We start from the raw sequence: 25,733 nt of genomic DNA, 5'->3' as shown, positions 1-25,733 counted from the left end.
CTCGCGACTCGGGCGGCTCAAGAGCTCCGCGACAGGTTTCAGGAATCGAAACGGCAAGGGTATGTGCTGATCCGGAACTGAAGGCCGGCGACTATGGCAGCTCAATCCAAGGGCCGCCGCTCTTCGGCCTTCTGGTTCCCGCGGCGCGTCCGGAGACTGACCTTGGACCACGCTGCGCGCGGATCCTGACTACAGCCGTGGCCGGCTAGGCGGTTGCCCATCCGGCCACGGCCGTGTGCTTCTCAAGCAGAGCAGCCGTAGACCGCTCCACTGAAGCCACCGGTTGTCGTCGACAACTCCATGTAGACAGGTCCCGGCTGCCAATACTTCTTCCAACTGGAGATCCCAGCGGGCTTGTAGGTCTGTGCCCAGTATCCGCTCGTCTCGTGGTAGTGCTTGAGCTGAGCATTGGCATTCGCCCGCGTGTACGACCATGTCGATGTACACGTAGCCGACCCATTTCCCCACTGGGCATGTGCTGGAGCCGCCGTCCCCAAGGCAAGCGCCACCGCCATCGCTCCAGCCGCTACCAGTGAACCGAGCTTCCTCATTTGAACCCCTCATCCCAGGCCGATCCCTGACCTTGCTCGGGACGATATATGCGGAAGCGCGGATTTGTCGAGACCTAGATGCACAGCTGAGGATACTTCGCCTTCGCGTCTCGACAGATGCACGTGAAAGACGCGTCGGGGTACCGTATCGTCGAGAGATCAGAGCTCAAAGAGGGGACGTCGTGATGCACCGTAAGTGGAGGAACAGCCTTGTGCTCGTGGCGGCGACGCTTACGCTCGCGGGGTGCGCCTCGACTCCCGAAAGCCCTGGCGCGAAGGCACTTGAGGAGGGGCTCAGTCTCTCGCCTGCATCCAATCAAGTGTACGAGTGCCTGGAGGAGAAGGGCTGGGACGTCACACTCACGTGGGACGGAGGGATCGAAGTGAGTAGCGCCACCATCCCAACGGCTCAACGAGATCTGTTTGATGAAGATGCTGAAGCTTGCTGGCAGCCGATAAATGATCGGATCCAGAACATGGGAGCCGACGAGATTTCGGATGTTTACCAGGACGAACTCACAACGCGCGAGTGCCTGATCGACCTCGGTTTCGAAGTCGGGGAACCGCCATCGAAGCAAGAGTTCATCGACACCTTCCAGGGACTCCGATGGTCGGCATACGCCGACTCGAATGTCGATGCCTCGGTGGATGACGAATGGCGCGAAACAAACATCGCCTGTCCTCAGCCCGCCTGGTCGTTCGGTGTTTGATGGCCGCACGCTCGGGGACTGAGATGCCAAATGGTACCAACGACACTGAACCCGTCCGGTTGACGCGAGCCGCGCGAGGGCGCCGCATCGCTGGGGCTCTCGGCTTACTCGGCGTTGGACTCATCGCAGGCTGGTCGATCACTGCCGTGTTTGCTCCGCCCAGAGACGTACTTGCTGAAACGCCGTACACCTATGTCAGTGTTACTGCGGGCGAGGTCGGCTCTTCGGTACGGCTGAACACGGTTGTGCGGTGGCGGCAGGACCCGATTGCCATGAATCAGGCGGCCGGGACAGTAACGTCAGTCGCTATCAAGTCTGGCAGCGAGGTGCATCCCGGCGAGGTCGTCTATTCGGTCAGCTTGAGGCCCGTAGTCATTGCTGTAGGCGAGGTCCCCGCATTCAGGTCCCTCGCCAGACAGGATCACGGAGACGACGTAGAGCAAGTGCAGCAGATGCTGGCCGACCTCGGCTTCTACGACGGCGACATCGACGGTCAGTTTGGCTGGGTCACCGAGTCCGCTGTGAAGACCTGGCAGAGGTCGCTTGGTGTCGAGGGTGACGGCGTAGTTCAGCTCGGTGACGTGATATTCGTTCCGTCGCTCCCGCTGCAAGTCGCGTTGGACAACGAGTTGGTGTTTCGTGGTGCAGTGCTCTCCGGTGGCGAGCCCGCCCTCTTAGCGCTCTCGACTGAGCCAGCGTTCACCATCCCCGCCACGCGGACTCAGGCTGCTTCCATGCCTGCGGGCACTCCAGTGCAGCTGAACGCGCCCGATGGATCGGCATGGACCGCAGAAGTTGCCGCCCAAACCGATTCGGCTGAATCGGCCGATCAGGTTGATGTCGAACTACAAGGTATTGGCGGCGCCCGGATATGCGGCGACGACTGCAGCACCATTCCTCTTGATGAGGAAGTCCGATTGCCTTCAACTATCGAAACGACGCCCGCCGTTGAAGGCCTCGTCGTTCCCTCTGCCGCACTGCTCTCGTCAGCCGATCGCACCGTCTCGGTCGTGGACGACGACGGGCAAAAGCATCGCGTGCAGGTGATCGCTTCAGCCCGCGGAATGTCGGTTATCGAAGGCGCGTCTGAAGGCATGCGGGTGCGCATCCCTGCAACGGACGAGGACTCGACAGCATCGCGCAAAGCAGGATCATGAGCGCGACCCTAACCGCGGAGAAGCTCTCGTTCAGATACGAGCCAAATACCTCGCTTCTTGAGAACTGGTCAGCGGACTTCTTCCCGGGTGAAGTCGTAGCCGTGACTGGACCATCAGGCCGCGGCAAGTCAACACTGCTCTATCTGCTTGGCCTAATGCTCAAACCGACTAGCGGAGGGGTGCTAATCGATGGATCGCCTGCACAAGGACGCTCCGATCGGGAACGAGCATCCCTACGCGCTTCGACATTCGGGTTCGTATTTCAAGACGCCGCACTCGATCCCGCCCGTACGGTAATCGACAACATTCTTGAAACCGTGCTGTACCGCGGTGGAGACCGGGCGGTCGCAGTCAATCGAGCACACGAGCTCATGGACCAGTTCGGAGTCGCTCTGCGGGCGAGCGCGAAGCCCGGTCAAGTCTCCGGCGGTCAGGCACAGCGGATCGCGCTCTGCCGGGCACTACTTGGCAATCCACGCATCGTCCTCGCCGACGAGCCAACTGGCAACCTCGACCCCGCATCGTCTGATGTCGTCTTTAGAGCACTCTACGACCAAGCCAGCCGTGGCGCCGCGGTCATCATCGTTACCCACGATCCGTTATTGGTACAACGATGCGACCGGGAGCTCATGCTGTGACCCTGACCGCCTCAAGCCAGACTCGTCACGTTCCTGTCGTTGCGGGATCTGTCCCATCTTCACGCTCACGTCTCAGCTCAAGAGTCGTGCGTGAGGCGATCGCATCCGCGCGCGCACAGCCTGTTGTCTCAGCGATTACCGCGGTCGTGATCGCAGGCATGTGCGCCGCAGTGCTTCTCACTTCCGGCCGAACGGTCGGGGCAGAACAACAAGTGATCCGCTCCATTGACACCGCCGGCACGCGTTCGCTTGTTGTCCGAGCCGAGCCAGGTGCTGGACTGACTGCCGGCGTACTTGACCGAATCGGAGCGATCGAGGGAATTGAATGGTCCGCCGCGTTCGGGGCTGCCGAGGACGCGCAAAACACAGCGTTTGATGGTGGCACGAGAGTTGCGCTCCGAGAAGCCTGGGCGGCCGACTGGACGGCTTTGGGCTTGCCGGAGCCACTACCCGGCGACGGCGACGTTGCGTATGCTTCTCCGTTGGCTCTCGCTCAGCTCGGGCTGGAAGACCCGGTTGGCGGCATCGCCCTCAGGGATGGAAATGAGTATGCGATCGGCGGCAAGATTGCGCCGCCTGACTATCTCGGGTTCCTCGAGCCTGTGCTCATTGCCCCCAGATCGGTCGACGACGTCGACGCTCCGATCAGCGCGCTCATCGTCATCTCGGAAAGGCCAGACCTAGTCGCACCGATCACCGAAGCGGTGAAATCGGTGCTCGCAGCTGAAGATCCGAGCAAAGTACAGGTACAGAACAGTGAGTCTCTCGCCACTCTTCGAGCGCTGATCGAAGGTCAGCTCGGAACCTTCGGGAGAAGCCTTACCCTCGGTATTCTTGCTCTAACCGCACTATTGGTGGCGGTACTTCTATTCGGCATGGTTACGATGCGCCGAAAGGACTTCGGCCGTAGACGAGCGCTTGGCGCATCCCAGCCGCTAATCATTGCCCTCATCACGACACAGACCGCGATCGTTGCTACTGGTGCTGCTGCAGCCGGTTCAGTGATCGCAGTTCTCGTCCTTCTGCTGGCGAACGACCCGATACCCAGCTTGACCTACATCGTTGGAGTGTCCGTCCTGGCGGTCCTCGTAGCAGTCGTGGCTGCCCTCATTCCTGCGGCGATAGCAGCGCAACGCGAACCAATCAGAGAGCTGCGAGTGCCATAGAGCAGGTGCAGTTTCACCTGGCCGCCAGCCGGTAGAGCCTCGTATTCGAAGGCCGCGAGTTCGTCGACTCAACGCGTTCGGCTGTCGCCTCTCAGCCACCGTCACCGGGCATTTCTTGCTGGCGGGTTTCGCGACGAGACCGCCGCCCGCGACTCCACGTCTTGGGGGCACTACTCCCTCGATGGGCCTATTCTTCGCCCGGTGGGGTTCCAAGCAGTCGCCTGGTCCCGGCGATGAAGGGTTCAAGATCGCTTACGCGGATGAGATGAAGTCCCTCGATCGGGACCCCGCGTGACTCGATGACAAGGCCATGCCCCCGCACGCTGCCCGCGGCGCGTGTAACGGCGTCCCGATCCCATACTTCCAAGGTCACCGGCGCCCCTTCGACTGTCGTATCGCTCAGGCGATCTGGCTCACCGAGGCACGCACGATGTTGGGAACGCCGGGCTGGATGGCGTAGGATCGCGTCTTCGCTTACGGATTGGCAATCCCTGAAGGCGATTTTCAGTGCCGATAATCTGCCTTATGTCCGATTAAATCCCTGATGAGACGGTAAATCACTCACCCGACAGAACGCGCCTGTCGCTAGCTGACCGTATGATCCGGCCGAGAGAGGTGCCGATGACTGAGTTCGTTTCCGCCACGGCGGACATTCGTGGCGACTACCGATATTCGCTGACTCGTGTCTGGGACGAAGCGTTGCCGACGATCACGTTCGTGCTGCTGAACCCGAGCACCGCCGACGCGCAGAAGCTCGATCAGACAATGCGCCGGTGCGTGAGTTTCGCGAAGCGCCAAGGGTTCGGCGGCATGGTCATCGTGAACCTGTACGCGTTCCGTTCCACGTCGCCGAAGGTCATGAAGGCTGCAGCTGACCCGGTAGGACCGGAGAACGACCGCGTGCTCGCTGCCGTCACAGGCACCGTCGTCGCGGGGTGGGGCAACCACGCCGACCCTGCGCGCGTTGCCCAGGTTGTGGCGCTGCTGCCACCGCTCTACGCCTTGGGGATCAACAAGGGTGGACAACCGACACATCCGCTCTACGTGCTTGACGATGCGCCGCTGATCGAATGGATGCCGTAACCGCGTGGCGAGCAGATAGCTCGCCACGCTCGAGCATCGGGCACTTGCTCCCCCGCAGCATCGGATAGACGGCGAGTCACCACGCCCTGGCGTGGCATTATCGACGTTCCGGTGCGGAGGGCGCGTCAACCTCTGGGTCGCCTCTCCAGCGGTCATTCCATCGGCTTGACCTTGTCCTCGATGAAGGCGATCTCGTCGGCGTCGAGGCCATACTTGGCATACAACTGCTGGTCGATCTCTGAGATCGGCTTCGTCCAATCGATGTCAGAGTCCGACGTGAAGTCCTGGTTTGGGACGTATCGCCAAGTGTGCGCGGCGGTGTGTTGCGTCACCTTGAGGATGCCGAGCATCGCTCGAGCGAACTTCGACTTCACGTACTTCAGAAGCGCCTCGGCCTCCGCCTGGGTATCGAAGGAGCCGATGGTGAGAAATGTGCTGGTCACCGCGATCCCTGGCCCGAGCACAGTCGGGTTGTTCAGGGCTACGCCAAAGAAGTCTGTTGTCGACCCCGACCCGTTCGCTTCAGGGACTGCAACCTTATAAGCAGTGAACGAACGAGGGCCGGTGATGTAGTCGCGGCGGAGCCAACGTGTGGTCCGCTTCTTCCCCAACAAGCCAAGTACCTGAACGTAGTCATGCCCGTCGGAGGGCCGCTCCTCGTGGAAGAGGGATGGAAGTCGCATGAAGGCGCTGGCGTCGAGCTTGTAGGGGTTGCCTTTCGACATCAGGGCCCGTGCGTCAGGGCTCTCGTCGTGCATCCTGTCCGTGTAGCGATGCTGGCGGTCGTTAGTAATGCCCAAGTCAGTGAGCGAAGGGCCACCCGACGACTCGACCTTGTGCAGAATGGCGTGCAGTTCTGGGTGCTTGGTGAAGAAGCCGATCGGGCCCAGTTTGCGCTCTGAGTCGCGGTAGGTGACGGCGATGCCACCCTTGATGGGGTCCGCCAGGCCGGGAAAGAGGCGGTTTGAATCGGGCTCGAAATGTGCGACCGTCAGGTGCTCATCCGCCAGCATCTTCTTGTTCCACGGCTTCGGCGTGAAGCCCGCGTTGGAGAGGAATCGTGCTGGCGTGATGAGCACGACCTTGGTGCCGACCTCGAAGGCCGCGTCCATGAACTTGTCGTAGACGGGCATGTTATGGGTCGATTCACCGACCGAATCCTCCTGATAGGGCGGGTTGCCGATGACGACGTCGAACTTCTTGCTCATGGTCAGTGCCCTTCCGTCAGCATGTCGTCGACCATCTTCTGCCGCTCCTCCTTGGTCATCCGGGCGAGGTCACCGACCTTGAAGTGGCCGGAGTCCTTGATCCACGCCCTGCGCTCCGGGACGCCGCCGGAGACGGCCTCGATGGTGATGTGGTGCAGGATTTTGTTGTGGCTCATCTCGAAGACCTGCGAGGTCAGGATGTGCCGCAGTCTGTCGTCCTGGTCGGGGAACACTTCGGCGAGACCCGTGTCGAGGCGGCGCACAAGCTCCATCAGGAACAGACCCGCTGTTGAGAACAGGTCCGCGAACGTCTTGTCCGGGTCGGTGAAGACACCCGGGTTCTCCGCCTCGAGGGTGTCGACCATCATCTTTACGACCGGCTGCGGGGTGAAGACCAGAGACGTCTTCTGCTGCGGGATATACGCGAAGATGTTCTCGGTCTGCGCGTCGTCGAAGTAGTCGGCCAGCGCCTCCTTCTTGTCCAGGAACTCCTGGACGGCCTGGTCGAAGACGACCTCGTCGAACAGGCCCGGGATCTTCGTGACGCTTCCATCCTCCTCAGTGACCTCCTGGCCGTCGCGTAGAAGGCGGAACTCCTCTTCCGTGATCCCGGTGATCTCCACGAACACCTCGTCGGGCGTGTAGTCGTCGAAGTTCGAGAGACGGAGGTCGCGGTCCCCGTACGCCATGAGGAACATGGGGATCGTGCGGGCGAAGCCGCGCAGATGGGAGCGGGCGTCGTCCATCGTCTGGTTCGCCCGCTTCTGCTCCTTCTTGGTCTCCTCGCGGGTGACGACGTCGGGCACAATCGAGTCCATCGCCCCGTCGACGATGGCCAGGATGTTCGCCTGGAATGCCTCGTTCTGTTCGGCCTTCTTGGCCTGCACCACCTCGGCCTCCGCCTCGGTGGCCGCGTTCTTGAGCTCGTCCTCGAGGTGCTTGCTCGCGATGTTGTGCTCAGTGTATGCGCGCTCGACTTGGCCCTTCACGGACTGCTCGGTGCGCTTCACGTCGCGCTCAACCTGGGCGGCCGTGAGCCCGTAAGCCTCCTTCAGCTCCTCGCGCTTGGAGCGGCTCTGCTCGGTCACCGCCTTCGCGATCGCCGTCGCAGCCGTGGATACCGGGGCATCGGGCTCGGGCGTCGGGATGTCCTCGATGCTGTAGACGGGCTTGCCGAGCTCGGCGACCTTGGGGTTGATGACGGTCTCCACGTCGACCTGGACCTTTCCGTCCGGGTCGGTGACGGGCGGCGGCTGCGGGATCTCGATGGGCTGCCCGTTGGTGACCTTGCCCTGCTTCGCGGTCGGCAGCTTGTCCAGGATCTCCTTGACGTGTTCGGAGTACCGGAAGATGCCGGCGACGTTCACGAACAGCAGGTTCGACAGGAACCCGCGGCGCACGACCTCGCGGGCCTTGAATACCTGCGGGAACGTAAGGACCTGGGAGGCGTCGAGCTCGATCATCCGACCCTCGGCGTCCTCGCCCAGCACCGGGAAGAAGTTCAGCAGCGTGCGGATGTTCTCCTGCCGCACCCGCTGGTCGTCTGACGGGTTCGGGCTCAGGTTGTTGGCGAAGACATCGAAGATCGTCAGCGTGCGCTCGGGTGCGAAGTCAAAGATGTACGCGTTCTGCTTCTGGTACACGTGCCCGGATCGTTCGTAGGTGCAAGGGTTCTGTGCACGGAACGCCGCCTGCATGTACTGCGCCGGCGACGACAGGTTCGAGAGCATAATGACGGCGGTCCACTCGGGCACTGTGACGCCCGTGGTCAGCTGCCCGACCGACAAGGTGATGGTCTTGCCATCCGGCTTCCTCTCGGCTTCCGCGATGGCCGTGCGCACCTTATCGAGCGACTTGCCAACAGCCACCGCGTCGGTGTCGTCGTCGGTCTTTCCGTCGCCGGCGGCGAGGATGACCTTGTAGTCCTTGAAGACGTCGTGCTTGTTGAGGAGCTTCTCCAGGGCCTTCGCGGAGGCGACGCGGTTCAGCAGCCAGAAGGAGTGGCGGATCTCGTCGCGCAGCTCGGGGGTCGAGAACGGGTACTTCTCGTTGGTCGCCATGCAGTCGAGGAACTTGATGACCTCGGCCTCGTGCTCGAAGAACCCGTTGTCCTTGGTCGCGAAGAACTCGTTGAGGTCGAACGTGTAGTCGATGTTCGCCTCGTCCTCGTCGATGGCGACGCCCTCGGCCAGACGCTCCGTGATCATTCGCGAGATCTGGTAGGTCAGCAGGTTGAGCGTCGGCAGCGCCGCGTACGGGTTCTCCTGGCCGTTGTCATGCCAGGTTTGCCGGGCTGTCTGCTCATCCTCGTAGGTCCAGTTGAAGATCTGGTCGAGATCGAACTTGCCGTTGGCCAGGGCCTTGAACGGCGTACCCGACAGGTGCAGCGTCCGGGTGCGCTTGATCTTGTCGAATGCGACGTCAGTCTTGATGGTGTCGATGCCCTCGTGAGCCTCGTCGATGACGAGCAGATCCCAGTCGGACTGAGCGATGTGATTGAGCTTGTCGTACGAACCGCCGAAGTACCGCGAGCCCTTCAGGTCCTGCAGCGAGAGGAACTCCACGATGCGCGGGTCCTCGTCCAGATGGTTGAGCGAGAAGGCGACCCACTGCTCGCGCGACATTGCCCGGCCGGCGAGCGAGGGGGACTGCGAGACGAAGCGAAACGTCGTCTGGTGGCCGATGAAGCGCGTGAAGTCGTCGAACCACGAGTTCGCGATCGCAGGGCGGTTGGTGACGATCAGAACGCGACGGACGTCCAGGGTCCGCATCAGGTCGTAGGTGGTCAGCGTCTTGCCGAACCGCGGCTTGGCGTTCCAGAGAACTTCGTTCTTGCCTGCCTCGAAGGCGGCCACAGCCTGGTCGACGGCCTCCTGTTGCTCAGTGCGCAGGCTGTAGTCGTCCTCACCGCCGCTGCTCGGCAGGTCGCGGAAGTCCTGGCCGGCGAAGTCGTTGAGGTAGTCCAGCGACGTCTTGGGCGCAGGGGCGAAGTGGTGCCACTCCGTGCGCTTCGGCTGGGTCTCACGCTCCACGCCCTGCTGCTTGAGGTAGGCGTGGAAGTCCTTGTCCGTGAAGCGCCCGCCGGCTTCCGACGTGAACAGAGCCCGCCGGGACCACACCTTCTGCTTCTCGACGGAAAGCTGGGACGCCTGTTGGGCGATGCGGGCGTCGGCGCTCTCCTGCTCCGTGTAGCCAATCTTCTCCCAGCCGTCGTACTTGGGGACGTCCGGGGTCTTCCAGGAGTAGATCAGCGGGGTGATCTCGCGGAAGGTGCTGATCTTCGGACTAGACATCGGCCCTCACTTCCTCGTGGACCTTGTCGATCCGGCACACCTGATAGCTGTCATAGACAGTGAAGTCGAAGCCGTCGTCGCGTAGCGAGGCGAGCGTGAACGGCTTGCGCTGCACCATGCCGGGGGCGCCGGTGATCCGGTTCCACCACGAGAACTGGATGTCCTGACCCTCGGGAGTCTGGCCTGTCAGGGTGTTGCCGCGGACGATGTTCGTGTCGATGAGAAACTCTGCCGCCTGGTGCAAGTCGGTGTCCGGGCCGACTGGAGTGCCATCGGCCTGATGGAAGCCCAGGAACTCGGCGAGCATGATCGCCTTCGCGTCCTGGTGGTTGTCGTCCAGGAGCTCGACGCCGTAGATCGATGCCAACGCGAACAGCGACTCCTGCGGCCACTCCTCGGCGGGGTATCGCTTCTCGATCGCGTGGAGCTTGCGTCGCAGGATCGCCACAAGGAAGTTGCCGTCGCCGGCCGCGGGCTCGAGGAAGGTCTTGTCGACGAAGTCGGGGCCGGTCTCCAGTTCCTCGCGGACCAAGTCGAGCATTCGGTCGACCATGTGACGCGGTGTGAAGACCTCGCCGTAGGTCTTCACACGGTGCCGCGACTTCACCACCTGCTTCTCAACAATCGTCTCTGTCACCGTCACTGGTGCCCCGCATGCCACCGAAGACGAGCAATGGAAGCCGTCGCGGCGGGGTCGTCGGCCGACTTGTCGAGCAAGTCGGCGGACCGGTCATCTGGTGATGGCGACACATGCACTCCGATTTCTGCAAGCCGAAGCTTCGGATTAGACGCTAGCGGTACGGGCCGACAGGTTCGTTGCCCGCGGTGGTTTGACCTCCGTGTCGCCCGCCGGCGACACCGCGAACGGGATCGCCATGGGCACACGCTACGCCTGTGGATCGCCGCCAGTGCTCCTCGGTCGATCGGCGTAGCGTGCCCGCATGGGTGAGGTGCTGAAGCTGCCGATCGAGTTCTGCGAGCCGTGGTTCACGACCGAGCCGCAGCTGCGCAGCTGGGAGCCTCTGCCGCGGCTACTTCCGGTTGAGCGGCGGCCGGTACTCGTCGAGCAGCCGCCCCTCGAGCGCCGCGGCGTCGGCGGCAGAACTGCAGACGGTCCAGGCGATCGTGCAGCCGTTCAGCCAGTCGCGGATCGCGGCCGCCTGCGCGGGCGTCACCTTCTGGCGGCTCTTCCCGCCCGTGACGGTCGTCGGGATCCCGTGCAGGAGCTCGCATACGTTCCGGCGCAGCGATGATGCGCCGAGGCTGACGCCTCGGCCGAGGAGCTTGGCCCACACTCGTCGACGCAGCGACGACGCCGCGCCGATGTAGCGCACCTCGCCGTCGCGCCGCCAGAGATAGACGCCCGGTTCGATCGGCACGTCTGCTCGAGCGAGGGAGCCGACGGTGACGGTGGGGACGGCCAGGAGTACTTGCCACTCGGCCGAGAGCGCGGCCGTGCTCGTGCTCATGCGCCGGCCTTCTCGATAGCGGCCCGCACGGTCGCGACCACCTCATCGAGGTCGTATCCGGGGTGCACTTCGATGAGAGTGCATCCGGCTGCATTGCAGGCTGCGCGCTTACGGGCGTCGCGTTCCTGCTGGACGGCGAATGCGGCCTCACCGCCGAAGCGCTCGATCGGGCGTGTGTGTTGGATGCCTTGGTACTCGATCGCCACGTCCCGGTTCGGGATATGGATGTCGAGGCTCTGAGGCGCGAGCCAACCCGGACGGGACTGGTGCACGATCTGTTCGTCCGGGAATGCGCTCCGTATCTCCTGGAGCAGCGTCATCTCGGAGACGAGCCCTTCGCCAACCCTCGGCACGCCGACACCGTCCCGGTACGCGTTCTCGGCTGCGCGGGACAGCATTCGCAGCTTGGCGTACACCAAGCCAAGCCACGGGCCGGAGCGTGGCACGGGCGCCGGCCATTCGACTCGCCGCTCGAGCCCGGGGAAGCCACGGAAGACCAATGGGTGGAAGCCGCGGTTTTCGGTTTCGCGATGCTCTGTCAGCCGATGACGTACAGCTGCACCATCGATCCAGTCGACCAGCTCGTGCTCGATCGACCTAGCGACGTCCTCGATCGGCATATCTGCAGTGATTCGCAACCAGAAGTCCTCGATGATGCTGATGCCGTTGGCGTCGTGGAAGTCGTCGAGGATCTGCTGGAGGGTCACCAGCACGTCGAAGTAGTTGCCGTAGCTCTTCTTCGTCATGTAGCTGGAACCCCACCGGGGAATGCTCATCGCTGACACGCGAGGGTGGACGAGGTGCTCGGTGAGGGCGAGGTACTCCTGGAGCCCCACGGCGTACCCCTGCGACCGGAAACCCCCGGCGAAATCTCCAACCGCGTAGTACGTGTCAGCGAACACTGCCCTGGCATTCGGGATGGAATCGGCTTCTCGGTATGTCGTCGCCAGGCGGCGAACCTCCTGCATCGCCTCGGGGTCCTCGGCGCGGCCGTCGACGAGGTCATGGAGCATCACAAGCGCGTAGCCTCGCTGCCCCTCCACGTCGACCGGTTCGCCTGCGAGGAACGCCGGCTGGAACTCGCGCACGTAGAACGACCTCTGCAAGCGATTCATCTCCGGCCGGCCGCATCCGTCGATCCGATCGGGATCAAACTTCGGCACCCGACGTCCAGGCGTTCGGAGTTCGATCCGGTCGGCAAGGCGAAGCTCGGGTCGCGGGTAGACGAGGGGCCCTGACTGGGCCGTGCTCTCGCTCATACGTCGGCCGGATCGATGAGGGCGGGCCCGTCCTGTCCGACCTTGAACGGCCGCACAGAGTAGACCTCGAGCTGCTCGGCCAGCGGCAACGCAGCCTTCACGGCCTCGTCGACCATCGCCTGGTCGCCCACGAGCGACGGGTCAAGCCACCAGTCCCACAGCTCGCGCGGAAGCGGCACCGGGGAACGGTCGTGTATGCCCACGAGCTCGTCGACGGCATCGGAGGTGAGGATGGTCGCGGTCAGTGTCCACCTCGTCTCGTCGTCGGCGGGCTTCGAGCGGTCGAGCCACCACGAGTAAAGGCCAGCGACGCCGAGCGTTTCGCCGTCCGGGTGGTGGATGAAGTGCGGCACCTTGGCGCCCTTCTCCCCCGTCCACTCGTACCAGCCGTCCATCGGTACGATCGCGCGGTGAGATCTGAGCGGCCCGCGCCAGGTGTTCTTCTCGGCGATGCCCTCGGAGCGGGCGTTGAAGGTCGGGAACTTCAACTTGAGCTCCTTGCTCCAGGCGGGCACCAGTCCCCACCGTGCCGGCTCGAGGCGGCGGCCGAACGCCTCCGACTCGGGGAGCTTCGCTTCCACGAGCACGGGGATCGTCGCGGTGGGCGGGATGTTGTACGACGGCCGCCAGCTGGAAAAGTCACCCTCGAGCGCCCCGACTGCGGCCGCGAGATCCGCGGGCCTCTCATTGAGTGTGAACCGACCGCACATGCTGCGAGGCTATCCCGCGGCGCCGACGCCGCTCGGTCTATGGGCGCGGGGCTCGGGTGGTGTGGCGCAGCACCGCCGCGAGCTCGGCCGCGAGCTCTTCGGCGCGAGCCGGCCACTCGGCGGCCGTGATGATCCCGGCGGCACGGTCGTAGTCGAACCGCTGCAGCAGGTCGAGTGCTTCGTCGACTCTCTGGTGCGGGACGTGCACGCCGGGCCGCCACGTCGCCATCGCTGGATACTCAGTCATCTCGCCGTACCTTAGACCGCTTTGGCGATCGCGAGTTCGTTCCAGTGCGTCGTGTAACGGGGCGACAACTGCTCGCGGCGCATCTTCCACACTGGCCCGCCTTTCAGGCCGGCCATGCCGACACCGATGATGCCCTTGCCCTGCTTCCGGTTCACCTGGTCGAGCAGCTGCCCGAGGTTGCGCTGCTCGAACGCGGGCACGAACGGGTCGAGCATTGCGTGACTGGCCTTCGGGGTGAGGTCGATGAGCACGATGCCGGCGCGCACGTACCAGGCGCCGTCGACGAGCTCGTGCTCGAGCGCGGCGATCGCCGCCTTGGTCAGCGTGATCGGGTCGTCTGCCGGCACCGGCAGTCGCACCGATCGGTGGTGCGACACGTAGGGGCGGGGGTTGTGCATGCTCGTCGCGGCGAATACCTGCAGCTGCTTCGCGACCGAACCCTGCTTCCGGAGCCGGCGGCTCGCCTGCTGGGCATAGATCGAGAGGGCCTGGCGCATCTCGGAGGCTGTCTTAACCGGCTGGCCGAACATGCGCGAGTAGATCAGCTGGTCCTTCGCGGCCCGTTCCGACTCGAACGGGATGCACGGTGTGCCGCGCAGCTCGTAGACGGTGCGCTGAAGCACGACGCTGAACTTCTTGCGGATGAGCTTGGGGTCGGAGTCGCGGAGCTCGCGGGCGGTGTGCACGTCGAGCTCGGCGAGCCGCTTCTTGGTGCGGCCGGCGACGCCCCAGAGCTCGTCGACCTCGAGCGAGTCGAGGATCCTCGTCTTCTGCTCGTCGGGGTAGACGTCCCAGTGCACCACTCCCCCGAGGTGCTTGTGCTTCTTCGCGCCCTTGTTCGCGACCTTGGCGAGCGTCTTGCTCGAGGCGATGCCGACGCACACCGGCAGGCCGATGGCCTGCCGCACCTCGGCACGGATCCGGCGGCCGAGCTCGGTGAGTTCGTCGACGTCGCCTGCGAGCCCGATGAAACTCTCGTCAATCGAGTAGACCTCCTGCCATGCGCTGTACCTGGCAAGCAGCCGCATCACGCGCGCCGACAGGTCGCCGTAGAGCTCGTAGTTGCTCGAGCGATGCCAGAGGCCCCAGTGCGGCGCCTGGGCGGCGAGTTGGAACCACGGGGTTCCCATCTCGATCCCGAGCTGCTTCGCCTCGTCGGACCTCGCGACGACGCATCCGTCGTTGTTGCTGAGCACGACACCGGGCAGGCCGACGAGTCGCGGGTTGAAGACCCGCTCGCAGCTGACGTAGAAGCTGTTCACGTCAACGAGCGCGATACGTCGCGGCCCTCGCCTAGACATGCTGGTGGTGGATGTTCGCGGTAACGACGCCCCATATCGACGCCTCGGACCCCTCGGCAATCTCGATGTCGGGGTAGTCCGGATTCTCCGAGCAAAGCCGCAATTGGCCACCTCGGGATGCGAGGCGCTTCAGTGTGAGCTCGGCGTCGACGACAGCGACGACAACGTGTCCCGGGCGCGGGTCGATCGAGCGGTCGACCAGGATCTCGTCGCCGTCGTAGATCCCCGCGCCGATCATCGAGTCTCCGGACACCCGCACGATGAACGTGCTCACCGGATCCTTGATCAGGTGCTCATTCAGATCGACCGGGCCGCCGTAGTAGTCCTGCGCCGGCGACGGAAAACCCGCCGACACGGCGACGGGCGCCGCGTGAGCGAGCAGTCGCGGCACGTCGACGACGCTGACCGGCGCCAGGACAGCGAGCATGGGACCCCCTGCCAACATTCGAACTGATGTTCGAATTGTAGGCACGCCCCTTCCCCGCCCGCGAACTTGATCTCGCGCTGGCCGTGCATTCTTGAGCACAGCCGGCAGCCCTGGCCCTCTCTCCTTCCGTACGAACTTTGGCGACTTCGCCCCGCCGCACCCACCCCTTGTAGGTAGGCGGGCGAGTCCGACCCTCGCAGAACTTCCTGCGATGGGCATGCCCGATTTCAGCGGCGTATTACAGCCCATGGGAAGCAAAGGAAGGGAGGGCCCGGCCATGTCTGACGATGCACCGCGTCGACGTCGGCGCTCCCTTCACCGCAGGTCACGCTCGTCGGCGATGACCAGGCGTGAGCTTCGTCGACGTCGACGCGATCTCCGCGCTCGTTTCGTGCGCGTCATCGCAGGGTCGGCGACCATCACCTGGTTCATCGTCACCGACTTCGTGCCGGAGCTGCTCAGCTGGTTCGGCACATGACAGAGGGGGCGGCGATCGCCACCCCCTCACCGCTTCGATGCCAGTGCTACCGGCCGCGGCCGCGCTGCATCTCGCGGTCGCCGCCGGGCCGGGACTTGCGTGCCTTCGGGCTCTTCCCGCCGGCGCGGCGCACCGCTTCGCGGGGGTGCTTCGCGTTGTCGGAGTCAGCCTGTCGCCAGGCGTTGATGGCCTCGGCGTTGGCCTTGCCGTCGAGCGTTGCGGCGTGCGCGTCGCGACGCTCGGCCGAGTCCCACTCGACCTCGGCGCCCTCGCGTGCATCGACTGGTGTTGCCGTGGCGTCCTGGTCGCGGTCGGCGGCCGCGTCGACACGATCGGCGTGCTCGAGCAGACGTGCCGCTTCGGCGCGCTCTTCGTCGGCGCGGGAGCGCTCGGCGTCGGCAAGGTTCCGGTCGGCATCGACGCGGGCCAGGGCCTCGCGCACGGCGGCCGGGTCGGCGCCAGTGCGGTCGACGTCGACGCCGTAGCGGGCCCGAACCTCTTCGCGGATTCGCTCGTTCGCACGGCGTGCGTCGTCGTCGTGTTTCGACCAGGTGGTGGCCGTCTCGTAGGCGCGGGCGATGTTCTCCGTGCCGGCACGATCCCACCAGCTGGCTTCGTGCACGGGCGCGAGCTCGGCACGCGCCGCGGCGCGCTCGGCGTCGAACCTGCCCTGCAGCTCGCGGGCCTCCTGCAGGCTGCGAGCCTCGGCACGGCGGAGTGCTTCTTCACGCATCCGTGCCAGCTGCTCCCCCAGTCGGCCGGCGACCGCGAGCGAGGTTCGCAGCGCGCCCTCAAACGCCTCTTCGATGCCGTCGCTGTCGCTCATGACGGCCCCCCTTCTATCTCTCGTGTCCGCCGCGTTCGGTCGGCGTGACGTTGGTGGTCGGCCGCTGCGGATCGAGCGGCTGACGGACCGGTGAGCCGGGCGCCCGCATGGGCGTCTGACCGGCCTGTGCGATGCGCGCCGCCTCGGCCGCCCGCGCGTCAACCGGTGCGCCCGTCGACGCGCCCTGCAGCTGCGGCATCCGCTCGCGCACGGCGTCGAGCTTCGCGCCGAGCGCGTCACGGATCCGTGCCGCCTCGAGCGAGTCGGCAGACGCCTGGTACATGCCGTGGAGTGCCTGCGCGGTCTTCATGATCTGCCGGAACATCAGCGCCTCGGCGGCGGTTCCCTGGCCACCCTTCGCGGCCATCGCGAACAGCGTGGCGGCGCCGGCGGCGGACGCCATGCCGGACGGTCGCGGCCGCACCTGGTGGGCGCGGATCTGCGCACCTCGAGCGAGTGCACGCGAGGCATCAGCGAGCGGGCCCGGCGTCGGCTCGAGGCGCTCCGACCATGCGGCGAACGCGGCGCTCGTCTCCTTCGCAACGATCGCCCACGTCGCGCGATCGTCGACCGGGATCCTGCGCAACTGGTCACGTAGAGCGATGACCTGCTGCGTGTGCTCGTGCCACACATCCGGCGTCGGAGCCTGCGTCTCGCGGCCCGGGTGTTGGGCCGTGTACTTCATCGGGTTGCGCCATGTTGCGCGCCACTCGTCGACGGCGTGCTGCGAGCTCGTCACGTTGTCGGGCCATCCCTCGCGCAGTCGCGTGAGGGTGAGGTCACGTGCGAGTCGGCCGCCGCCGTACCAGACGATGGGGACGCCCGGCTGGGGTCGCAGCGCGACGCTGTAGCCGGTCACCACGTCCTCGCGTCCGTTCGCGAAACGCGGCCGGACGATGAAGCCGCCCTGATGGAGCCGGCGCACGAACTCGCCCTCGTCGAGCGACGCGCCAGCGGCCGCACGGACGGCGCGTTCGAGTCGAACGGATGCGACTTCGGCAGCGCCCATGCGCTCGGCCGTGGCGCGCTCGGCGGGCTTCTCGCCGCGCTCTCCGATGCCGGCGCCGCGCGACTGCAGCACCGTCAGGCCGTGCCGCTTCTCGAGCTCGCCGGCCACCTTCTGAGCACGCGAGTAGTCGTTGTGAATCGACGCCTTCGTGCCGTCCTCGCGCACGAGGTTGACGGCGATGTGGATGTGATCGTTGCCGGCCTTCGAGAGGCCATGTCGCACTGCGACCCATCGGCAGTCCGCTTTGCCGCTGGTCGCGGTGAAGCCCATCTCATCCACGAAGTCTTGAGCGATCGCAGCCCACTGCTCGTCGCTCAGCTGACCGTCCTCGGCCTTGATCGCGAGCGAGCAATGCCAGACGTGGCCGCCGTTCACTTCGACGCCGAACGCGGTACGCGGCTCGTCGAGGTCGGCGGCGATCGCGAGCGACGTTGCACGGTCGAGCTCGCCGTCGCCGTACATCGTGAACGTCGCCGCGTCGCCGTTCACAAGGTGAGGTTCGGTGTGCTCGTTGGCACGACCTTCACCTGCGAGGTACGTCAGCAGACCGCCGAAGCGGTCGCCTCGCGTGACGTTCGGCATCATGAGTCGGCGAGCCTCCGCACGACGGCCTGGATCTCGGGAACGAGTGCGCGGTACTCGTCGACGACGGCTGCCGCTTCAGTCGGGAACGTCGACTCCGTGTTGGCGAACTTCGCCAGCTGGTTCGTGTTGTTCGCGATGTTCGCCAGGAGACGGCGAACGGCGAACAGCTCGGCGATCGCTTCCTTGCGGTCGGTGGTCGTCTCGACGTGCTCGTTCATCGCAGCCTCGAACAGCAGTCGAGGCACCGTGACGCCCTTGACCACGGCACGAGCGCGCAGCTGCGTCGACTCATCGAGCGTGCAGCCCACGCGGTACACGATGTCGCGCTTCTCCCCCGCCGGCGCGTTGCGACGACGGGTGCGGCCGAACAGGCGGCGCTCGTTCTCGTCGGTCACGTCGCCCCCTTCCGGCCTAGCGCAGCGACCCCGCAAGTTGCGGGGCGTCATACGCCAGTATGCCGGTGCTGGACTCCTCAGTCCAGCATCAAAAGCGAGTTACCGGCGGTAACTCTATAGCTTGCTCCGTCCGAGGCTCAGCCCCGGACGGAGCAAGCGGCAGGCGGCAACGTCGGGTCGCGGCGCAGCCGCACCCGCACGAAACGCCGAACCAGTCGGCGTCGGAAGTGCTCGTTACGCTGGGGGCTATGACTGACACGACGACCGACCTCTCCGAATCAATCCGTATCGCTCGTGAGCTCGAGCGAGCCAAGAGCGACGAGCGTGTGGCGGCCGTCGAGCGCGTCGCGAACGCGGCGCACGTGGCCGTGGCGATCGACGCCGAGTACAAGAGGGCATTGGCCGACTTCGAGGCCGAGTGGGGTTCCAAGACCCGTTCCGCGGTCGCCGAGCACGAGCGCGCATGGAATGCGGCGCTGGGCGCCGGATGGTCGGCGAAGGAGCTGCGCCAGGCGCAGGTTCCCGAGCCCGGCAGGGCGGCGCCTCGTTCGCGTCGGCGCACGTCCGCGAAGCGTGGCACCGAGGCTATGGAGCAGCACTCCGAAGAGTGACGCGCTACGCGCGCTGTACTTGCGACTGAGGCCCGTCGAGACTCTGCTCGACGGGCCTCAGTCGTGCGGGCATCCCATCTGACCACTGCATTCTTTCAGCGGCTCGGAGGCATGCAACCCCGAGCGTGCGGGATGGGTGGCTGGGGACGGTGCTCCGCACCAAGAACCAAGACTGAGGCTGTGGGGGGTTGCACACCTCCGCTCCGCTGAATCACTCCGTTTATCAGATGGGATGCCCTCCGAAATGGTGGGGCCTGGTGAAGGAGAGACGATGGCTGTGACGGTGTACTCCAAGCCTTCGTGCGTGCAGTGCAACGCGACGTATCGCGCACTCGACGCGCACGGGATCGACTACGAAGTGGTCGACCTCAGCGCCGATCCGGAGGCGCTCGACGAGCTGCGCCGGCGAGGCAAGCTGCAGGCGCCCGTGGTCGTCACCGGCGACGACGAATGGACGGGGTTCCGGCCCGACAAGATCGACGAGCTCGCCGCCCGGCACGCCGTCGTCGAAGCGGTCGCGTGAGCGCCGCGACACTCGAGGCCGAGCTGCTTCTGCTGCCCCGCGAGGCAGCGCGCATCCTCGGAGTCTCGACCACTGAACTCGAGGCCGATCGAGTCGCCGGCACCGCGCCGGCGAGCGTCGAGCTCGGCCCTCGCACGGTGCGGTACTTCCGCGCCGCCGTGATGGATGGAAGGGGAACCCGATGAGCCGCCACAGCTTCGAGCTCGGCACCGATACCTGGACGATCGGATACGACGTCCACCAAGCCAGCTACTTCGTGCAGCGCCTCGACGAGCACCACGAAGAGCTCCACGACCTCGGCGGCGACGAGCTCGGCGCGCTGCCCACGCTCGAGGATGCCGAGCGGCTTCTGCCCGCCGGCTTCAAGCTGCCCGCCGAGACTCGTGCGAGCCTCGCAGCCGAGCAGCCGGCCGAACCTGCGGCCGCGACCGCGGCCGCGCGCGAGCGCATGGCCGGGTTCAGCGAGCAGCTGCGCATGGCGATGGCAGACTCGGCGCCGGCGCCCGGCGCGCGGCCGATATCGACGGGAGCTGCGACGCCCGCACTTCCCCGGCGTCCAGGCGTCGAGCTCAGGGCCGGATCACACGGCTACGGGCGGTGATTCAGTAGCCGCGGCCGGGATCCTGGGGGCCGCGGTATTGCGACGTCAGGTGGGGGTTCTGAGCCCCCGCCTGCGGCGTTCCTGCGCCTGATGCACGCCCGGTCGAGTCGGCGGCCGCGAGGCGCGCCGCGGCGATCGCCTGCTGGCGTGCCGCCCACTGTGGCGTCGACACGACGCACTCGCGCATCATCTCGCGCAGCGGCTCAATGTTGTCGTTCACGCGGGCCTCGAGCGAGGCCGCGTCGTTGCGTTCCTGGAACATGCCCGAGCGCCAGTCGATACGGTGGCCGGCGTTGCGGGCCAACTCGTCCCAGAACGCCCGCTGCGTGCGCCCGTTGCCCTCCCGACCCGGATGCACGGTGTTGAGGTAGTGGTAGTAGTCGGTGAGCCGGTCAGCGAACCGCAGCGGTGACAGCTGCTTGAGGTGGTTCTCTTCGGCGAGGGCGCGCGCCATGTCGTCGACGGCCCCGCGGATGTGCTCCGGCGCGACGAAGAACTTGCCCTTCGAGATGTTCACCGTGCGCAGATCGCCGGCCCACGCATAGACGTCCTGGAACAGGTGTCGGTGAATCGCCCGCCAGTGCTCCGTGTCGTAGTTCCCCTCGATCGGCTCCATACGCAGCTCGATCAGCCGGCTACGAACATGCGAGTCCTCGAACGCGCGCAGCGCAGCCACGCTCTGTAGCGGCCGCGGCGAGAGATTCCGCAGGATGTGGGTACCCGGGATCAGGTACCCCTCCCAGCGCTCGTCCTCGGTCGCCCCGGTTTCCCAGGGGCGATCGTCCGACGTCACCGCGGCGCCGTCGTCGGGTACAGACGATCGATCTCGGCGCGCATCTCTTCGAGGGTGATTTCGCCGTGCGCCCAGCGCTGATGCACAGCCTCGGTGTCGGCCGGCACGCTGCCGCCCTCCATCTCGATCGAGTGGCGGGTGTCGGCCAGGATCTCGAGACGACGCGCGACCTCTTCGGCCGTGATCGGTGCGGTCTTCGTGCTCATCGCGGGATCCTCCCTCGCCCTCAATCGTACCGCGCGCCCTGACAGGGCCCAGGGGGCCGCTCGAAGCGGCCAATCGAAAAGGCCGGCCCCGAAAGGCCGGCCCTGCATCAGTCCGGCGGGAGAGAGTCGCCAGACGATCGCCTAGACGGGAGAGAGTCGCTAGGCGAGAACGGGGTTAGTCCCCGCTGGTCTCGCGCGGGCGGTAGCCCTGCTGGTTGATCGCAGTCTGTGCAGCGTCGAGATGCTGGCCGATCTGCTCGGCGAGCTTCGCGGCGGCTTTGAGCTCGGCGGCCGCCTGGTCGGCGTTCGCTGCCGCGTCGCCGCCGTTGTCGTAGACGTCGTGGGTCTTCAAGCTCGCCTGCAGCCCGTTCGCCATGTTCCGCAGTACTTCGGCCAGCGTGTAGCCGCCGGCGCTCTTGAGGTTCCCGACGAGGGCGTAGATGACCGGTGCGGGGATGGAGCCGGTCACGGTTCGACGCGCGATCGACTTGATGATTTCGTAAGCCTCGTCTGCATCGTCAACGACGGCCGGCTGTTCACTCATGGATTGATCCTCTCTCACAGTTCTGACGTGTATCGATGGCGGCGGCCTCGAGGCTCGGTTACGCGGCCGCACCGACCGGCCACGTCTGGGTCGTTCTCGCAGCGACCGGCGCCTCGCTGGCCGACTCGCTCGCTCCGGCCTCTTGGAGCACGCGCCGCACGGTGTCGCGCGAGCGCTTCATGCGTCGAGCGACCTCGCGCTCGGACAGGCTCTCGGACAGCTGTACAATCGTCGCTCGCTCGTCGGCAGTGACCGGCCGACGCTTCCGACCGGCCGGCCGATCCTCCGAGTCAGGCGCCGCGGCCGGCTGCACCATGTCGAGGTCGGCGAGCAGCACGTCGACGTCGATCTGGCCGACAGGCTCGGCCGGCGGCTGGTCCACCAACCCGGGGGTGGCCGGTCGCTCGGCCGGGACGTGGAGGCGGTGGGCGAGCATCGACGCCATGCCGAGCACGGCCACGGACACCGAAGCGACGCCCACGACGACCGGCCACGGCGCACGCTCCACGCCAGCGGCCGACAGCAAGTGATACGCGACCTGGCCGCTCATGCCGATCGCGAGGCTGACGAAGGTCGACCACTTCGCGTACGCGCGGGCGGCCGGATCGATGCTCTTCTTCGTCAACCATGCGCCCATTGCCCAGGCCGCGTACGTCTCCATCCCGATCGGCAGCGTGATGGACAAGTCCACCTCGAGGTTGGTGATGCCCGGCAGGAGATTGACCGGACCAAACCCGGCCATCCGGCCGAGCTCCACCCAACCGCCCCAGATCGACACGGCCGCCGCGGCCGAGAGGATGATGACCGGCCACCGTGAGTAGGAGTCGAACTTTGTTGCCGCCGGTCGCCCGGTGGCCGGCGGGCGCTGGGATGTCTGGCGTAGAACTCGACGAACCCACTGCATCCATCGGCCGGTCGGTGTCGTGGTCTGGTGGTCGATCGCTGCCATGATGCCTCCCAGTAATTGAATCGTCTGCGTGTCAGTTTACCATAAATGGCGCGTGTGCGTGGCTGTTATGCTGGCGGGTATGAGCGGGCGCAATACTTCATCGGCCGGTCGGCCGGTCGCCGGGGTCGACCCCGGTCCCGGCCCGGCCGACTTGTATGACGTCGGCCGGCTGGCGATGCGCCTTGGCGTGACGCCTGCGACGCTTCGCACCACTCGCCGACGTGGCGTGACCTGGCTGCCGGCGCCCATCGGTGAGCTGAATGGCGGCGCGGTGTGGGCGGCGAAGGACCTCGAAGGGATCGAAGAGCGGCGACGGCCACCCGGCCGGCCGCGAGCAGAACCCTGATCGACCGGGCACTCTCCCGCCATCGAGGCTGGGGCCGACCGGGTGGCCGGCCCCCACGGGTCACTGCCCGTCATCCTCGGGGGTGGTGCGTCGCACCTGGGCGACGGCTCGTGCGAGGCTCGGGCCGAGGTTGTCGGCTTCGATCACGCGGCCATACTGCTTCTGGTCGCCCTCCCCCCAGCTGTTGGTGTGCTCTCGGCCGACGACGATCACGGCGTCGCCCTTGTGCAGGGTCGCTACGGCGTTCTCGCCGAGCTCGAACTTCGCTTCGACGAAGTGCACGGTCGGGGTGTCGTGCTCGAGGTACTCGCCGCGGCGGTACTCCCCCGTGTTCTCGAGCACTCGGAACTTGGTGATCTTGATGCTGCCGGCCTGCACGACCTCGGGGTCGGCGGCCAGGTTTCCGGTGATGGTGCGCGTTGCCATTGCTCTACTCCTTGCGTATCGGTTCTGTTCGTCTCGTTCGATGGCGTTGCGTTGGATCCGCGTCGATGCTGCCTCACCCCCCCCCCCCCCCCCCCCCGACGTGAGCTCGTCGATCTTGTCCGGCCGGAATCCCGACCAGTGGTCGTTGGCAGTCACGACGACCGGCACCTGCAGGTAGCCGAGGGCCTTGACCTCCTCGAGCGCCCGGTCGTCGATGCTGAGGTCGATCACCTCGTACCCGATTCCTCGCGAGTCCAGCGCCCGATAGGTTGCGTTGCACTGCACGCACGACGGCTTCGTGTAGACCTTGACGCTCATCTCTGCCACCTCGCTCAGCTGTTGCCTTCGTTCCTGATAGGCGGGGCATGTGCCGCCCGAAGCGGCGGAGCGTCAACCCGGAGGGCGGCGAAGGAGAGAGTTTCCGCGCGAAGTAAGGGAGCGTGAGCGACCGCGTGCGGAAAGTCTCGGGAGAGCCGGCCCCGCAGGGGCTTGCGCGTAGGCCGCGGGCGGCCATGATTGCGCGTCAGGAACGAAGGTCAGGCGATAGGAACGCCGCGGCCGTGAGGCCGCGTCGACGAGGCGCCGGTGGCGCCTCTCCCCCGCTGCCCGGCCTCCGTGCCGGGCGGCGGCTCAGCTGCGCATCGGGCGGCCGGTCGGCAGTGGCCTGTCCCCGCCAGCGAACGGGCCGCCATGCTCGAGCTCGCGCCGAGCGACCTCGGCGTTCACTGCCTTGGTGAGGAAGTCGGAAAAGCTCTCGTCGCCTTCGAGATGGGCAGTCGCCTTGAAGGTTGCTCGAGCTCGCTCACGATCGCTATGGGGCATGTAGAACGTGACCGTTCCCTTGCCAGTGTCAGCCGTCGCACTCCGCTTCGGCGTCGGCTTCGACTTCCGCGGCGCCTTCGCGGTGCTCGCCGTGCGGGCGGCCGCCACGGGGGCCGGTGTCTTGTCGACATCGGGCACGTCGACGGGCGGGGAAGTTGCTTCGGCCGTTGCCGCGGGCGGTGTGGGCCGGTTCTCACGGAGCAGTCGACCCAGCGGCGCGTCGCTCCCGGCTCGCGGGGCGAGCCCCCCGATCTTCCTGGGTGCGTCGGTCATGCCATCTGCTCCTGCGTGACGGCCTCACCAGCCATTATCCGCGCCACGACCTCCTCCGTGATCGCCTGCAGATCGTCAGCCACGGAGGTTGCCGTGCGCGGCGCGAGGCCGGTTGCCTCGGCTTCACCCCGGCGGATCTCGTACCACTTGGGCCCGTTCTTCACGAACTCGTCGAGCTCGGCGACCAGCAGGCCGCGCTCGCGTGCCGCGGTTGCGGTCGCGACCGAGTGGCGAACCGTGGTGTTGAACACCACGGCATCGGAGCCGAAGAGCTCGATGACGTGCTGTCGGGCCTCGCGCTCGACGCGGTGGGCACCCGAGTCGATATCGGCCAGCACTACGCCGAGGAGGTCGAGGCCGGGGTTCACGTCGAGCACCGCGTCGAGCCGCTTGGCGACAGCGGTGAGGCCCTTGCGGCTCGACTTGTCGCTCTTGACCGGAACCAGGGCCCAGCGGGCGGCCGCGATGGCGTTGGTCTGCAGCATCTCGTCGCCGGGCGGGCAGTCGAGCAGCACCAAGTCGTAGTTTGGGGCGAGACGTTCGAGGATCTTCGCCAGCGAGAGCTTCGCGCCTTCGGGGTTCTTCGCCTGCTTGGCGGCGAGGCCTGCGGACGCACTGTCGAGCTCGGGCCCGCCCATGAGCACGTCCAAGTTCTCCCGCGCGCCCTCGAGCAGCTGCGGCTGCGTGCCGAACATGAGCGCGGCCGCGAGGGCCTGGCCCTCGTCGTTGCGCTCGTCCTCGGTGTAGCCGAGGTCTTCGGCGAGGTTGCCCTGCGGGTCGAGGTCGACGATGAGCACGCGGTAGCCGCTCGCGGCGAGCATGCCGCCGAGGTTCGCGACCAGGGTCGTCTTGAGGACTCCCCCCTTGCCGTTGATGACGGCGATGCAGCGCTCGAGCGCTACGCGGTTGATGGTGGTCATTCGGCTCTCCCTATTGCAAGTGATACCAGCGTTGTCAGCGTTCAGTGCGTTACTTGTGTTGCGTGTCTTGAATGCGTTGCCAGCGTTGCAAGTGTTCTAAGTGTTACCAGCGTTGCCAGCATTACTTGCGTTACCTGCGTTGTCAGTATTACATACGTTGTCAGCATTGCACGCATTACTTGCGTTACTTGTGTTGCCAGTATTTCG

The 25,733-nt window shown here is 65.8% G+C and carries 30 protein-coding genes and 1 pseudogene; 11 read left to right on the top strand and 20 right to left on the bottom strand.

Annotated features, from left to right (window positions below; all coding sequences use genetic code 11):
• Positions 1-769: 769 nt before the first annotated feature.
• From ACIQH8_RS17470 to ACIQH8_RS17450, 5 genes are all read left to right on the top strand, one after another.
• Positions 770-1,261, top strand: a complete 492-nt coding sequence (locus tag ACIQH8_RS17470) for a hypothetical protein (protein WP_401001111.1) — start codon at positions 770-772, stop codon at positions 1,259-1,261.
• Between the two features lie 146 nt (positions 1,262-1,407).
• Positions 1,408-2,418 (top strand): peptidoglycan-binding protein, encoded by a 1,011-nt coding sequence (locus ACIQH8_RS17465; RefSeq protein WP_401001108.1) that lies wholly within the window; start codon positions 1,408-1,410, stop codon positions 2,416-2,418.
• On the top strand, positions 2,415-3,056 hold the full coding sequence (locus tag ACIQH8_RS17460) for an ABC transporter ATP-binding protein (RefSeq protein WP_401001105.1): 642 nt from the start codon (positions 2,415-2,417) through the stop codon (positions 3,054-3,056). The genes ACIQH8_RS17465 and ACIQH8_RS17460 overlap by 4 nt, the downstream gene beginning before the upstream one ends.
• Positions 3,057-3,142: 86 nt before the next feature.
• A complete protein-coding gene (locus tag ACIQH8_RS17455; RefSeq protein ID WP_401001103.1) occupies positions 3,143-4,222 on the top strand; it encodes an FtsX-like permease family protein in 1,080 nt (359 codons plus the stop codon).
• Between the two features lie 621 nt (positions 4,223-4,843).
• Positions 4,844-5,305 carry a DUF1643 domain-containing protein gene (locus ACIQH8_RS17450; RefSeq protein ID WP_401001100.1) on the top strand — a complete coding sequence of 154 codons (462 nt, stop codon included), beginning with the start codon at positions 4,844-4,846 and terminating at the stop codon, positions 5,303-5,305.
• A gap of 152 nt (positions 5,306-5,457) precedes the next feature.
• On the opposite strand, the gene ACIQH8_RS17445 is transcribed toward ACIQH8_RS17450, so the two are convergent.
• The 9 genes from ACIQH8_RS17445 to ACIQH8_RS17405 form a co-directional block, all read right to left on the bottom strand.
• Positions 5,458-6,513 (bottom strand): Eco57I restriction-modification methylase domain-containing protein, encoded by a 1,056-nt coding sequence (locus tag ACIQH8_RS17445; RefSeq protein WP_401001098.1) that lies wholly within the window; start codon positions 6,511-6,513, stop codon positions 5,458-5,460.
• A 2-nt stretch (positions 6,514-6,515) separates the two neighbouring features.
• A complete protein-coding gene (locus tag ACIQH8_RS17440) occupies positions 6,516-9,806 on the bottom strand; it encodes a DEAD/DEAH box helicase (protein ID WP_401001096.1) in 3,291 nt (1,096 codons plus the stop codon).
• Positions 9,799-10,449 carry an SAM-dependent DNA methyltransferase gene (locus tag ACIQH8_RS17435; protein WP_401001093.1) on the bottom strand — a complete coding sequence of 217 codons (651 nt, stop codon included), beginning with the start codon at positions 10,447-10,449 and terminating at the stop codon, positions 9,799-9,801. Before ACIQH8_RS17435 ends, ACIQH8_RS17440 begins: the two co-directional genes overlap by 8 nt.
• Before the next feature lie 388 nt (positions 10,450-10,837).
• Positions 10,838-11,275 (bottom strand): GIY-YIG nuclease family protein, encoded by a 438-nt coding sequence (locus ACIQH8_RS17430; RefSeq protein ID WP_401001091.1) that lies wholly within the window; start codon positions 11,273-11,275, stop codon positions 10,838-10,840.
• Complete coding sequence (locus tag ACIQH8_RS17425) at positions 11,272-12,534, bottom strand: hypothetical protein (protein ID WP_401001088.1); 1,263 nt, start codon at positions 12,532-12,534, stop codon at positions 11,272-11,274. The genes ACIQH8_RS17430 and ACIQH8_RS17425 overlap by 4 nt, the downstream gene beginning before the upstream one ends.
• On the bottom strand, positions 12,531-13,244 hold the full coding sequence (locus ACIQH8_RS17420) for an SOS response-associated peptidase (RefSeq protein ID WP_401001086.1): 714 nt from the start codon (positions 13,242-13,244) through the stop codon (positions 12,531-12,533). The genes ACIQH8_RS17425 and ACIQH8_RS17420 overlap by 4 nt, the downstream gene beginning before the upstream one ends.
• A gap of 37 nt (positions 13,245-13,281) precedes the next feature.
• Entirely contained in the window at positions 13,282-13,491 is a 210-nt protein-coding gene (locus ACIQH8_RS17415; RefSeq protein WP_401001083.1) for a hypothetical protein, read from the bottom strand.
• An 11-nt stretch (positions 13,492-13,502) separates the two neighbouring features.
• Entirely contained in the window at positions 13,503-14,753 is a 1,251-nt protein-coding gene (locus ACIQH8_RS17410; protein ID WP_401001080.1) for a Y-family DNA polymerase, read from the bottom strand.
• A gap of 31 nt (positions 14,754-14,784) precedes the next feature.
• Positions 14,785-15,219 carry a LexA family protein gene (locus tag ACIQH8_RS17405; RefSeq protein WP_401001077.1) on the bottom strand — a complete coding sequence of 145 codons (435 nt, stop codon included), beginning with the start codon at positions 15,217-15,219 and terminating at the stop codon, positions 14,785-14,787.
• Between the two features lie 340 nt (positions 15,220-15,559).
• On the opposite strand from ACIQH8_RS17405, the gene ACIQH8_RS17400 reads away from it, so the two are divergent.
• On the top strand, positions 15,560-15,697 hold the full coding sequence (locus ACIQH8_RS17400) for a hypothetical protein (protein ID WP_401001075.1): 138 nt from the start codon (positions 15,560-15,562) through the stop codon (positions 15,695-15,697).
• Positions 15,698-15,743: 46 nt separating this feature from the next.
• Here the strand turns inward: ACIQH8_RS17400 and ACIQH8_RS17395 are convergent, their stop codons facing one another.
• From ACIQH8_RS17395 to ACIQH8_RS17385, 3 genes are read right to left on the bottom strand one after another with little or no spacing between them, the layout of a single operon-like run.
• Entirely contained in the window at positions 15,744-16,523 is a 780-nt protein-coding gene (locus ACIQH8_RS17395; RefSeq protein ID WP_401001072.1) for a hypothetical protein, read from the bottom strand.
• A gap of 13 nt (positions 16,524-16,536) precedes the next feature.
• The gene (locus tag ACIQH8_RS17390; protein WP_401001069.1) at positions 16,537-18,117 is read right to left on the bottom strand and encodes a relaxase/mobilization nuclease domain-containing protein; all 1,581 of its coding nucleotides are present in this window, start codon (positions 18,115-18,117) and stop codon (positions 16,537-16,539) included.
• On the bottom strand, positions 18,114-18,512 hold the full coding sequence (locus ACIQH8_RS17385; RefSeq protein ID WP_401001066.1) for a plasmid mobilization protein: 399 nt from the start codon (positions 18,510-18,512) through the stop codon (positions 18,114-18,116). Before ACIQH8_RS17385 ends, ACIQH8_RS17390 begins: the two co-directional genes overlap by 4 nt.
• Before the next feature lie 248 nt (positions 18,513-18,760).
• On the opposite strand from ACIQH8_RS17385, the gene ACIQH8_RS17380 reads away from it, so the two are divergent.
• From ACIQH8_RS17380 to ACIQH8_RS17365, 4 genes are all read left to right on the top strand, one after another.
• Positions 18,761-19,123, top strand: coding sequence for a hypothetical protein (locus tag ACIQH8_RS17380; RefSeq protein WP_401001063.1), 363 nt, complete (start codon positions 18,761-18,763; stop codon positions 19,121-19,123).
• Between the two features lie 271 nt (positions 19,124-19,394).
• Complete coding sequence (gene nrdH / locus ACIQH8_RS17375) at positions 19,395-19,646, top strand: glutaredoxin-like protein NrdH (RefSeq protein WP_401001060.1); 252 nt, start codon at positions 19,395-19,397, stop codon at positions 19,644-19,646.
• Positions 19,643-19,831 (top strand): helix-turn-helix transcriptional regulator, encoded by a 189-nt coding sequence (locus tag ACIQH8_RS17370; protein WP_401001057.1) that lies wholly within the window; start codon positions 19,643-19,645, stop codon positions 19,829-19,831. The genes nrdH (ACIQH8_RS17375) and ACIQH8_RS17370 overlap by 4 nt, the downstream gene beginning before the upstream one ends.
• Positions 19,828-20,247 carry a hypothetical protein gene (locus ACIQH8_RS17365; protein ID WP_401001054.1) on the top strand — a complete coding sequence of 140 codons (420 nt, stop codon included), beginning with the start codon at positions 19,828-19,830 and terminating at the stop codon, positions 20,245-20,247. The genes ACIQH8_RS17370 and ACIQH8_RS17365 overlap by 4 nt, the downstream gene beginning before the upstream one ends.
• 1 nt (position 20,248) lies before the next feature.
• Here ACIQH8_RS17365 and ACIQH8_RS17360 read toward each other — a convergent pair whose 3' ends face one another.
• The 4 genes from ACIQH8_RS17360 to ACIQH8_RS17345 all read right to left on the bottom strand — a co-directional run bounded on the left by ACIQH8_RS17360 (position 20,249) and on the right by ACIQH8_RS17345 (position 22,739).
• Complete coding sequence (locus ACIQH8_RS17360) at positions 20,249-21,040, bottom strand: Fic/DOC family protein (RefSeq protein WP_401001051.1); 792 nt, start codon at positions 21,038-21,040, stop codon at positions 20,249-20,251.
• Complete coding sequence (locus ACIQH8_RS17355; protein ID WP_401001048.1) at positions 21,037-21,246, bottom strand: antitoxin VbhA family protein; 210 nt, start codon at positions 21,244-21,246, stop codon at positions 21,037-21,039. The genes ACIQH8_RS17360 and ACIQH8_RS17355 overlap by 4 nt, the downstream gene beginning before the upstream one ends.
• 175 nt (positions 21,247-21,421) lie before the next feature.
• The gene (locus ACIQH8_RS17350) at positions 21,422-21,790 is read right to left on the bottom strand and encodes a hypothetical protein (protein ID WP_401001045.1); all 369 of its coding nucleotides are present in this window, start codon (positions 21,788-21,790) and stop codon (positions 21,422-21,424) included.
• A gap of 58 nt (positions 21,791-21,848) precedes the next feature.
• On the bottom strand, positions 21,849-22,739 hold the full coding sequence (locus ACIQH8_RS17345; RefSeq protein WP_401001042.1) for a helix-turn-helix domain-containing protein: 891 nt from the start codon (positions 22,737-22,739) through the stop codon (positions 21,849-21,851).
• Positions 22,740-22,818: 79 nt separating this feature from the next.
• Here ACIQH8_RS17345 and ACIQH8_RS17340 point away from each other — a divergent pair, with 79 nt between their 5' ends.
• Positions 22,819-23,085 carry a hypothetical protein gene (locus ACIQH8_RS17340; RefSeq protein WP_401001039.1) on the top strand — a complete coding sequence of 89 codons (267 nt, stop codon included), beginning with the start codon at positions 22,819-22,821 and terminating at the stop codon, positions 23,083-23,085.
• Positions 23,086-23,145: 60 nt separating this feature from the next.
• Here ACIQH8_RS17340 and ACIQH8_RS17335 read toward each other — a convergent pair whose 3' ends face one another.
• The 4 genes and pseudogenes from ACIQH8_RS17335 to ACIQH8_RS17320 all read right to left on the bottom strand — a co-directional run bounded on the left by ACIQH8_RS17335 (position 23,146) and on the right by ACIQH8_RS17320 (position 25,526).
• Positions 23,146-23,625, bottom strand: coding sequence for a single-stranded DNA-binding protein (locus ACIQH8_RS17335; protein WP_401001155.1), 480 nt, complete (start codon positions 23,623-23,625; stop codon positions 23,146-23,148).
• Positions 23,608-23,829 (bottom strand): annotated as a pseudogene (gene nrdH, locus ACIQH8_RS17330) (glutaredoxin-like protein NrdH); the annotation flags it as partial. The gene ACIQH8_RS17335 and the pseudogene nrdH (ACIQH8_RS17330), both read right to left, overlap by 18 nt.
• 312 nt (positions 23,830-24,141) lie before the next feature.
• Complete coding sequence (locus ACIQH8_RS17325; protein WP_401001036.1) at positions 24,142-24,606, bottom strand: hypothetical protein; 465 nt, start codon at positions 24,604-24,606, stop codon at positions 24,142-24,144.
• The gene (locus tag ACIQH8_RS17320; RefSeq protein WP_401001033.1) at positions 24,603-25,526 is read right to left on the bottom strand and encodes a ParA family protein; all 924 of its coding nucleotides are present in this window, start codon (positions 25,524-25,526) and stop codon (positions 24,603-24,605) included. The genes ACIQH8_RS17325 and ACIQH8_RS17320 overlap by 4 nt, the downstream gene beginning before the upstream one ends.
• Positions 25,527-25,733: the final 207 nt, after the last annotated feature.

The sequence above is a fragment of the Agromyces sp. GXQ0307 genome, from assembly GCF_044769845.1.
Taxonomy (GTDB): Bacteria; Actinomycetota; Actinomycetes; order Actinomycetales; family Microbacteriaceae; genus Agromyces.
Note: the sequence above shows the minus strand (reverse complement) of the source record. Positions and strands in the feature narration are given on the sequence as shown.

Bases quoted from the DNA above. Each gene is read 5' to 3' on its own strand.
- ACIQH8_RS17460 (WP_401001105.1), top strand. From the start codon at position 2,415: ATGAGCGCGACCCTAACCGCGGAGAAGCTCTCGTTCAGATACGAGCCA.
- ACIQH8_RS17450 (WP_401001100.1), top strand. From the start codon at position 4,844: ATGACTGAGTTCGTTTCCGCCACGGCGGACATTCGTGGCGACTACCGA.
- ACIQH8_RS17445 (WP_401001098.1), bottom strand. From the start codon at position 6,513: ATGAGCAAGAAGTTCGACGTCGTCATCGGCAACCCGCCCTATCAGGAG.
- ACIQH8_RS17440 (WP_401001096.1), bottom strand. From the start codon at position 9,806: ATGTCTAGTCCGAAGATCAGCACCTTCCGCGAGATCACCCCGCTGATC.
- ACIQH8_RS17430 (WP_401001091.1), bottom strand. From the start codon at position 11,275: ATGAGCACGAGCACGGCCGCGCTCTCGGCCGAGTGGCAAGTACTCCTG.
- ACIQH8_RS17425 (WP_401001088.1), bottom strand. From the start codon at position 12,534: ATGAGCGAGAGCACGGCCCAGTCAGGGCCCCTCGTCTACCCGCGACCC.
- ACIQH8_RS17420 (WP_401001086.1), bottom strand. From the start codon at position 13,244: ATGTGCGGTCGGTTCACACTCAATGAGAGGCCCGCGGATCTCGCGGCC.
- ACIQH8_RS17415 (WP_401001083.1), bottom strand. From the start codon at position 13,491: ATGACTGAGTATCCAGCGATGGCGACGTGGCGGCCCGGCGTGCACGTC.
- ACIQH8_RS17405 (WP_401001077.1), bottom strand. From the start codon at position 15,219: ATGCTCGCTGTCCTGGCGCCGGTCAGCGTCGTCGACGTGCCGCGACTG.
- ACIQH8_RS17400 (WP_401001075.1), top strand. From the start codon at position 15,560: ATGACCAGGCGTGAGCTTCGTCGACGTCGACGCGATCTCCGCGCTCGT.
- ACIQH8_RS17395 (WP_401001072.1), bottom strand. From the start codon at position 16,523: ATGAGCGACAGCGACGGCATCGAAGAGGCGTTTGAGGGCGCGCTGCGA.
- ACIQH8_RS17390 (WP_401001069.1), bottom strand. From the start codon at position 18,117: ATGATGCCGAACGTCACGCGAGGCGACCGCTTCGGCGGTCTGCTGACG.
- ACIQH8_RS17380 (WP_401001063.1), top strand. From the start codon at position 18,761: ATGACTGACACGACGACCGACCTCTCCGAATCAATCCGTATCGCTCGT.
- nrdH (WP_401001060.1), top strand. From the start codon at position 19,395: ATGGCTGTGACGGTGTACTCCAAGCCTTCGTGCGTGCAGTGCAACGCG.
- ACIQH8_RS17365 (WP_401001054.1), top strand. From the start codon at position 19,828: ATGAGCCGCCACAGCTTCGAGCTCGGCACCGATACCTGGACGATCGGA.
- ACIQH8_RS17355 (WP_401001048.1), bottom strand. From the start codon at position 21,246: ATGAGCACGAAGACCGCACCGATCACGGCCGAAGAGGTCGCGCGTCGT.
- ACIQH8_RS17350 (WP_401001045.1), bottom strand. From the start codon at position 21,790: ATGAGTGAACAGCCGGCCGTCGTTGACGATGCAGACGAGGCTTACGAA.
- ACIQH8_RS17345 (WP_401001042.1), bottom strand. From the start codon at position 22,739: ATGGCAGCGATCGACCACCAGACCACGACACCGACCGGCCGATGGATG.
- ACIQH8_RS17340 (WP_401001039.1), top strand. From the start codon at position 22,819: ATGAGCGGGCGCAATACTTCATCGGCCGGTCGGCCGGTCGCCGGGGTC.
- ACIQH8_RS17325 (WP_401001036.1), bottom strand. From the start codon at position 24,606: ATGACCGACGCACCCAGGAAGATCGGGGGGCTCGCCCCGCGAGCCGGG.
- ACIQH8_RS17320 (WP_401001033.1), bottom strand. From the start codon at position 25,526: ATGACCACCATCAACCGCGTAGCGCTCGAGCGCTGCATCGCCGTCATC.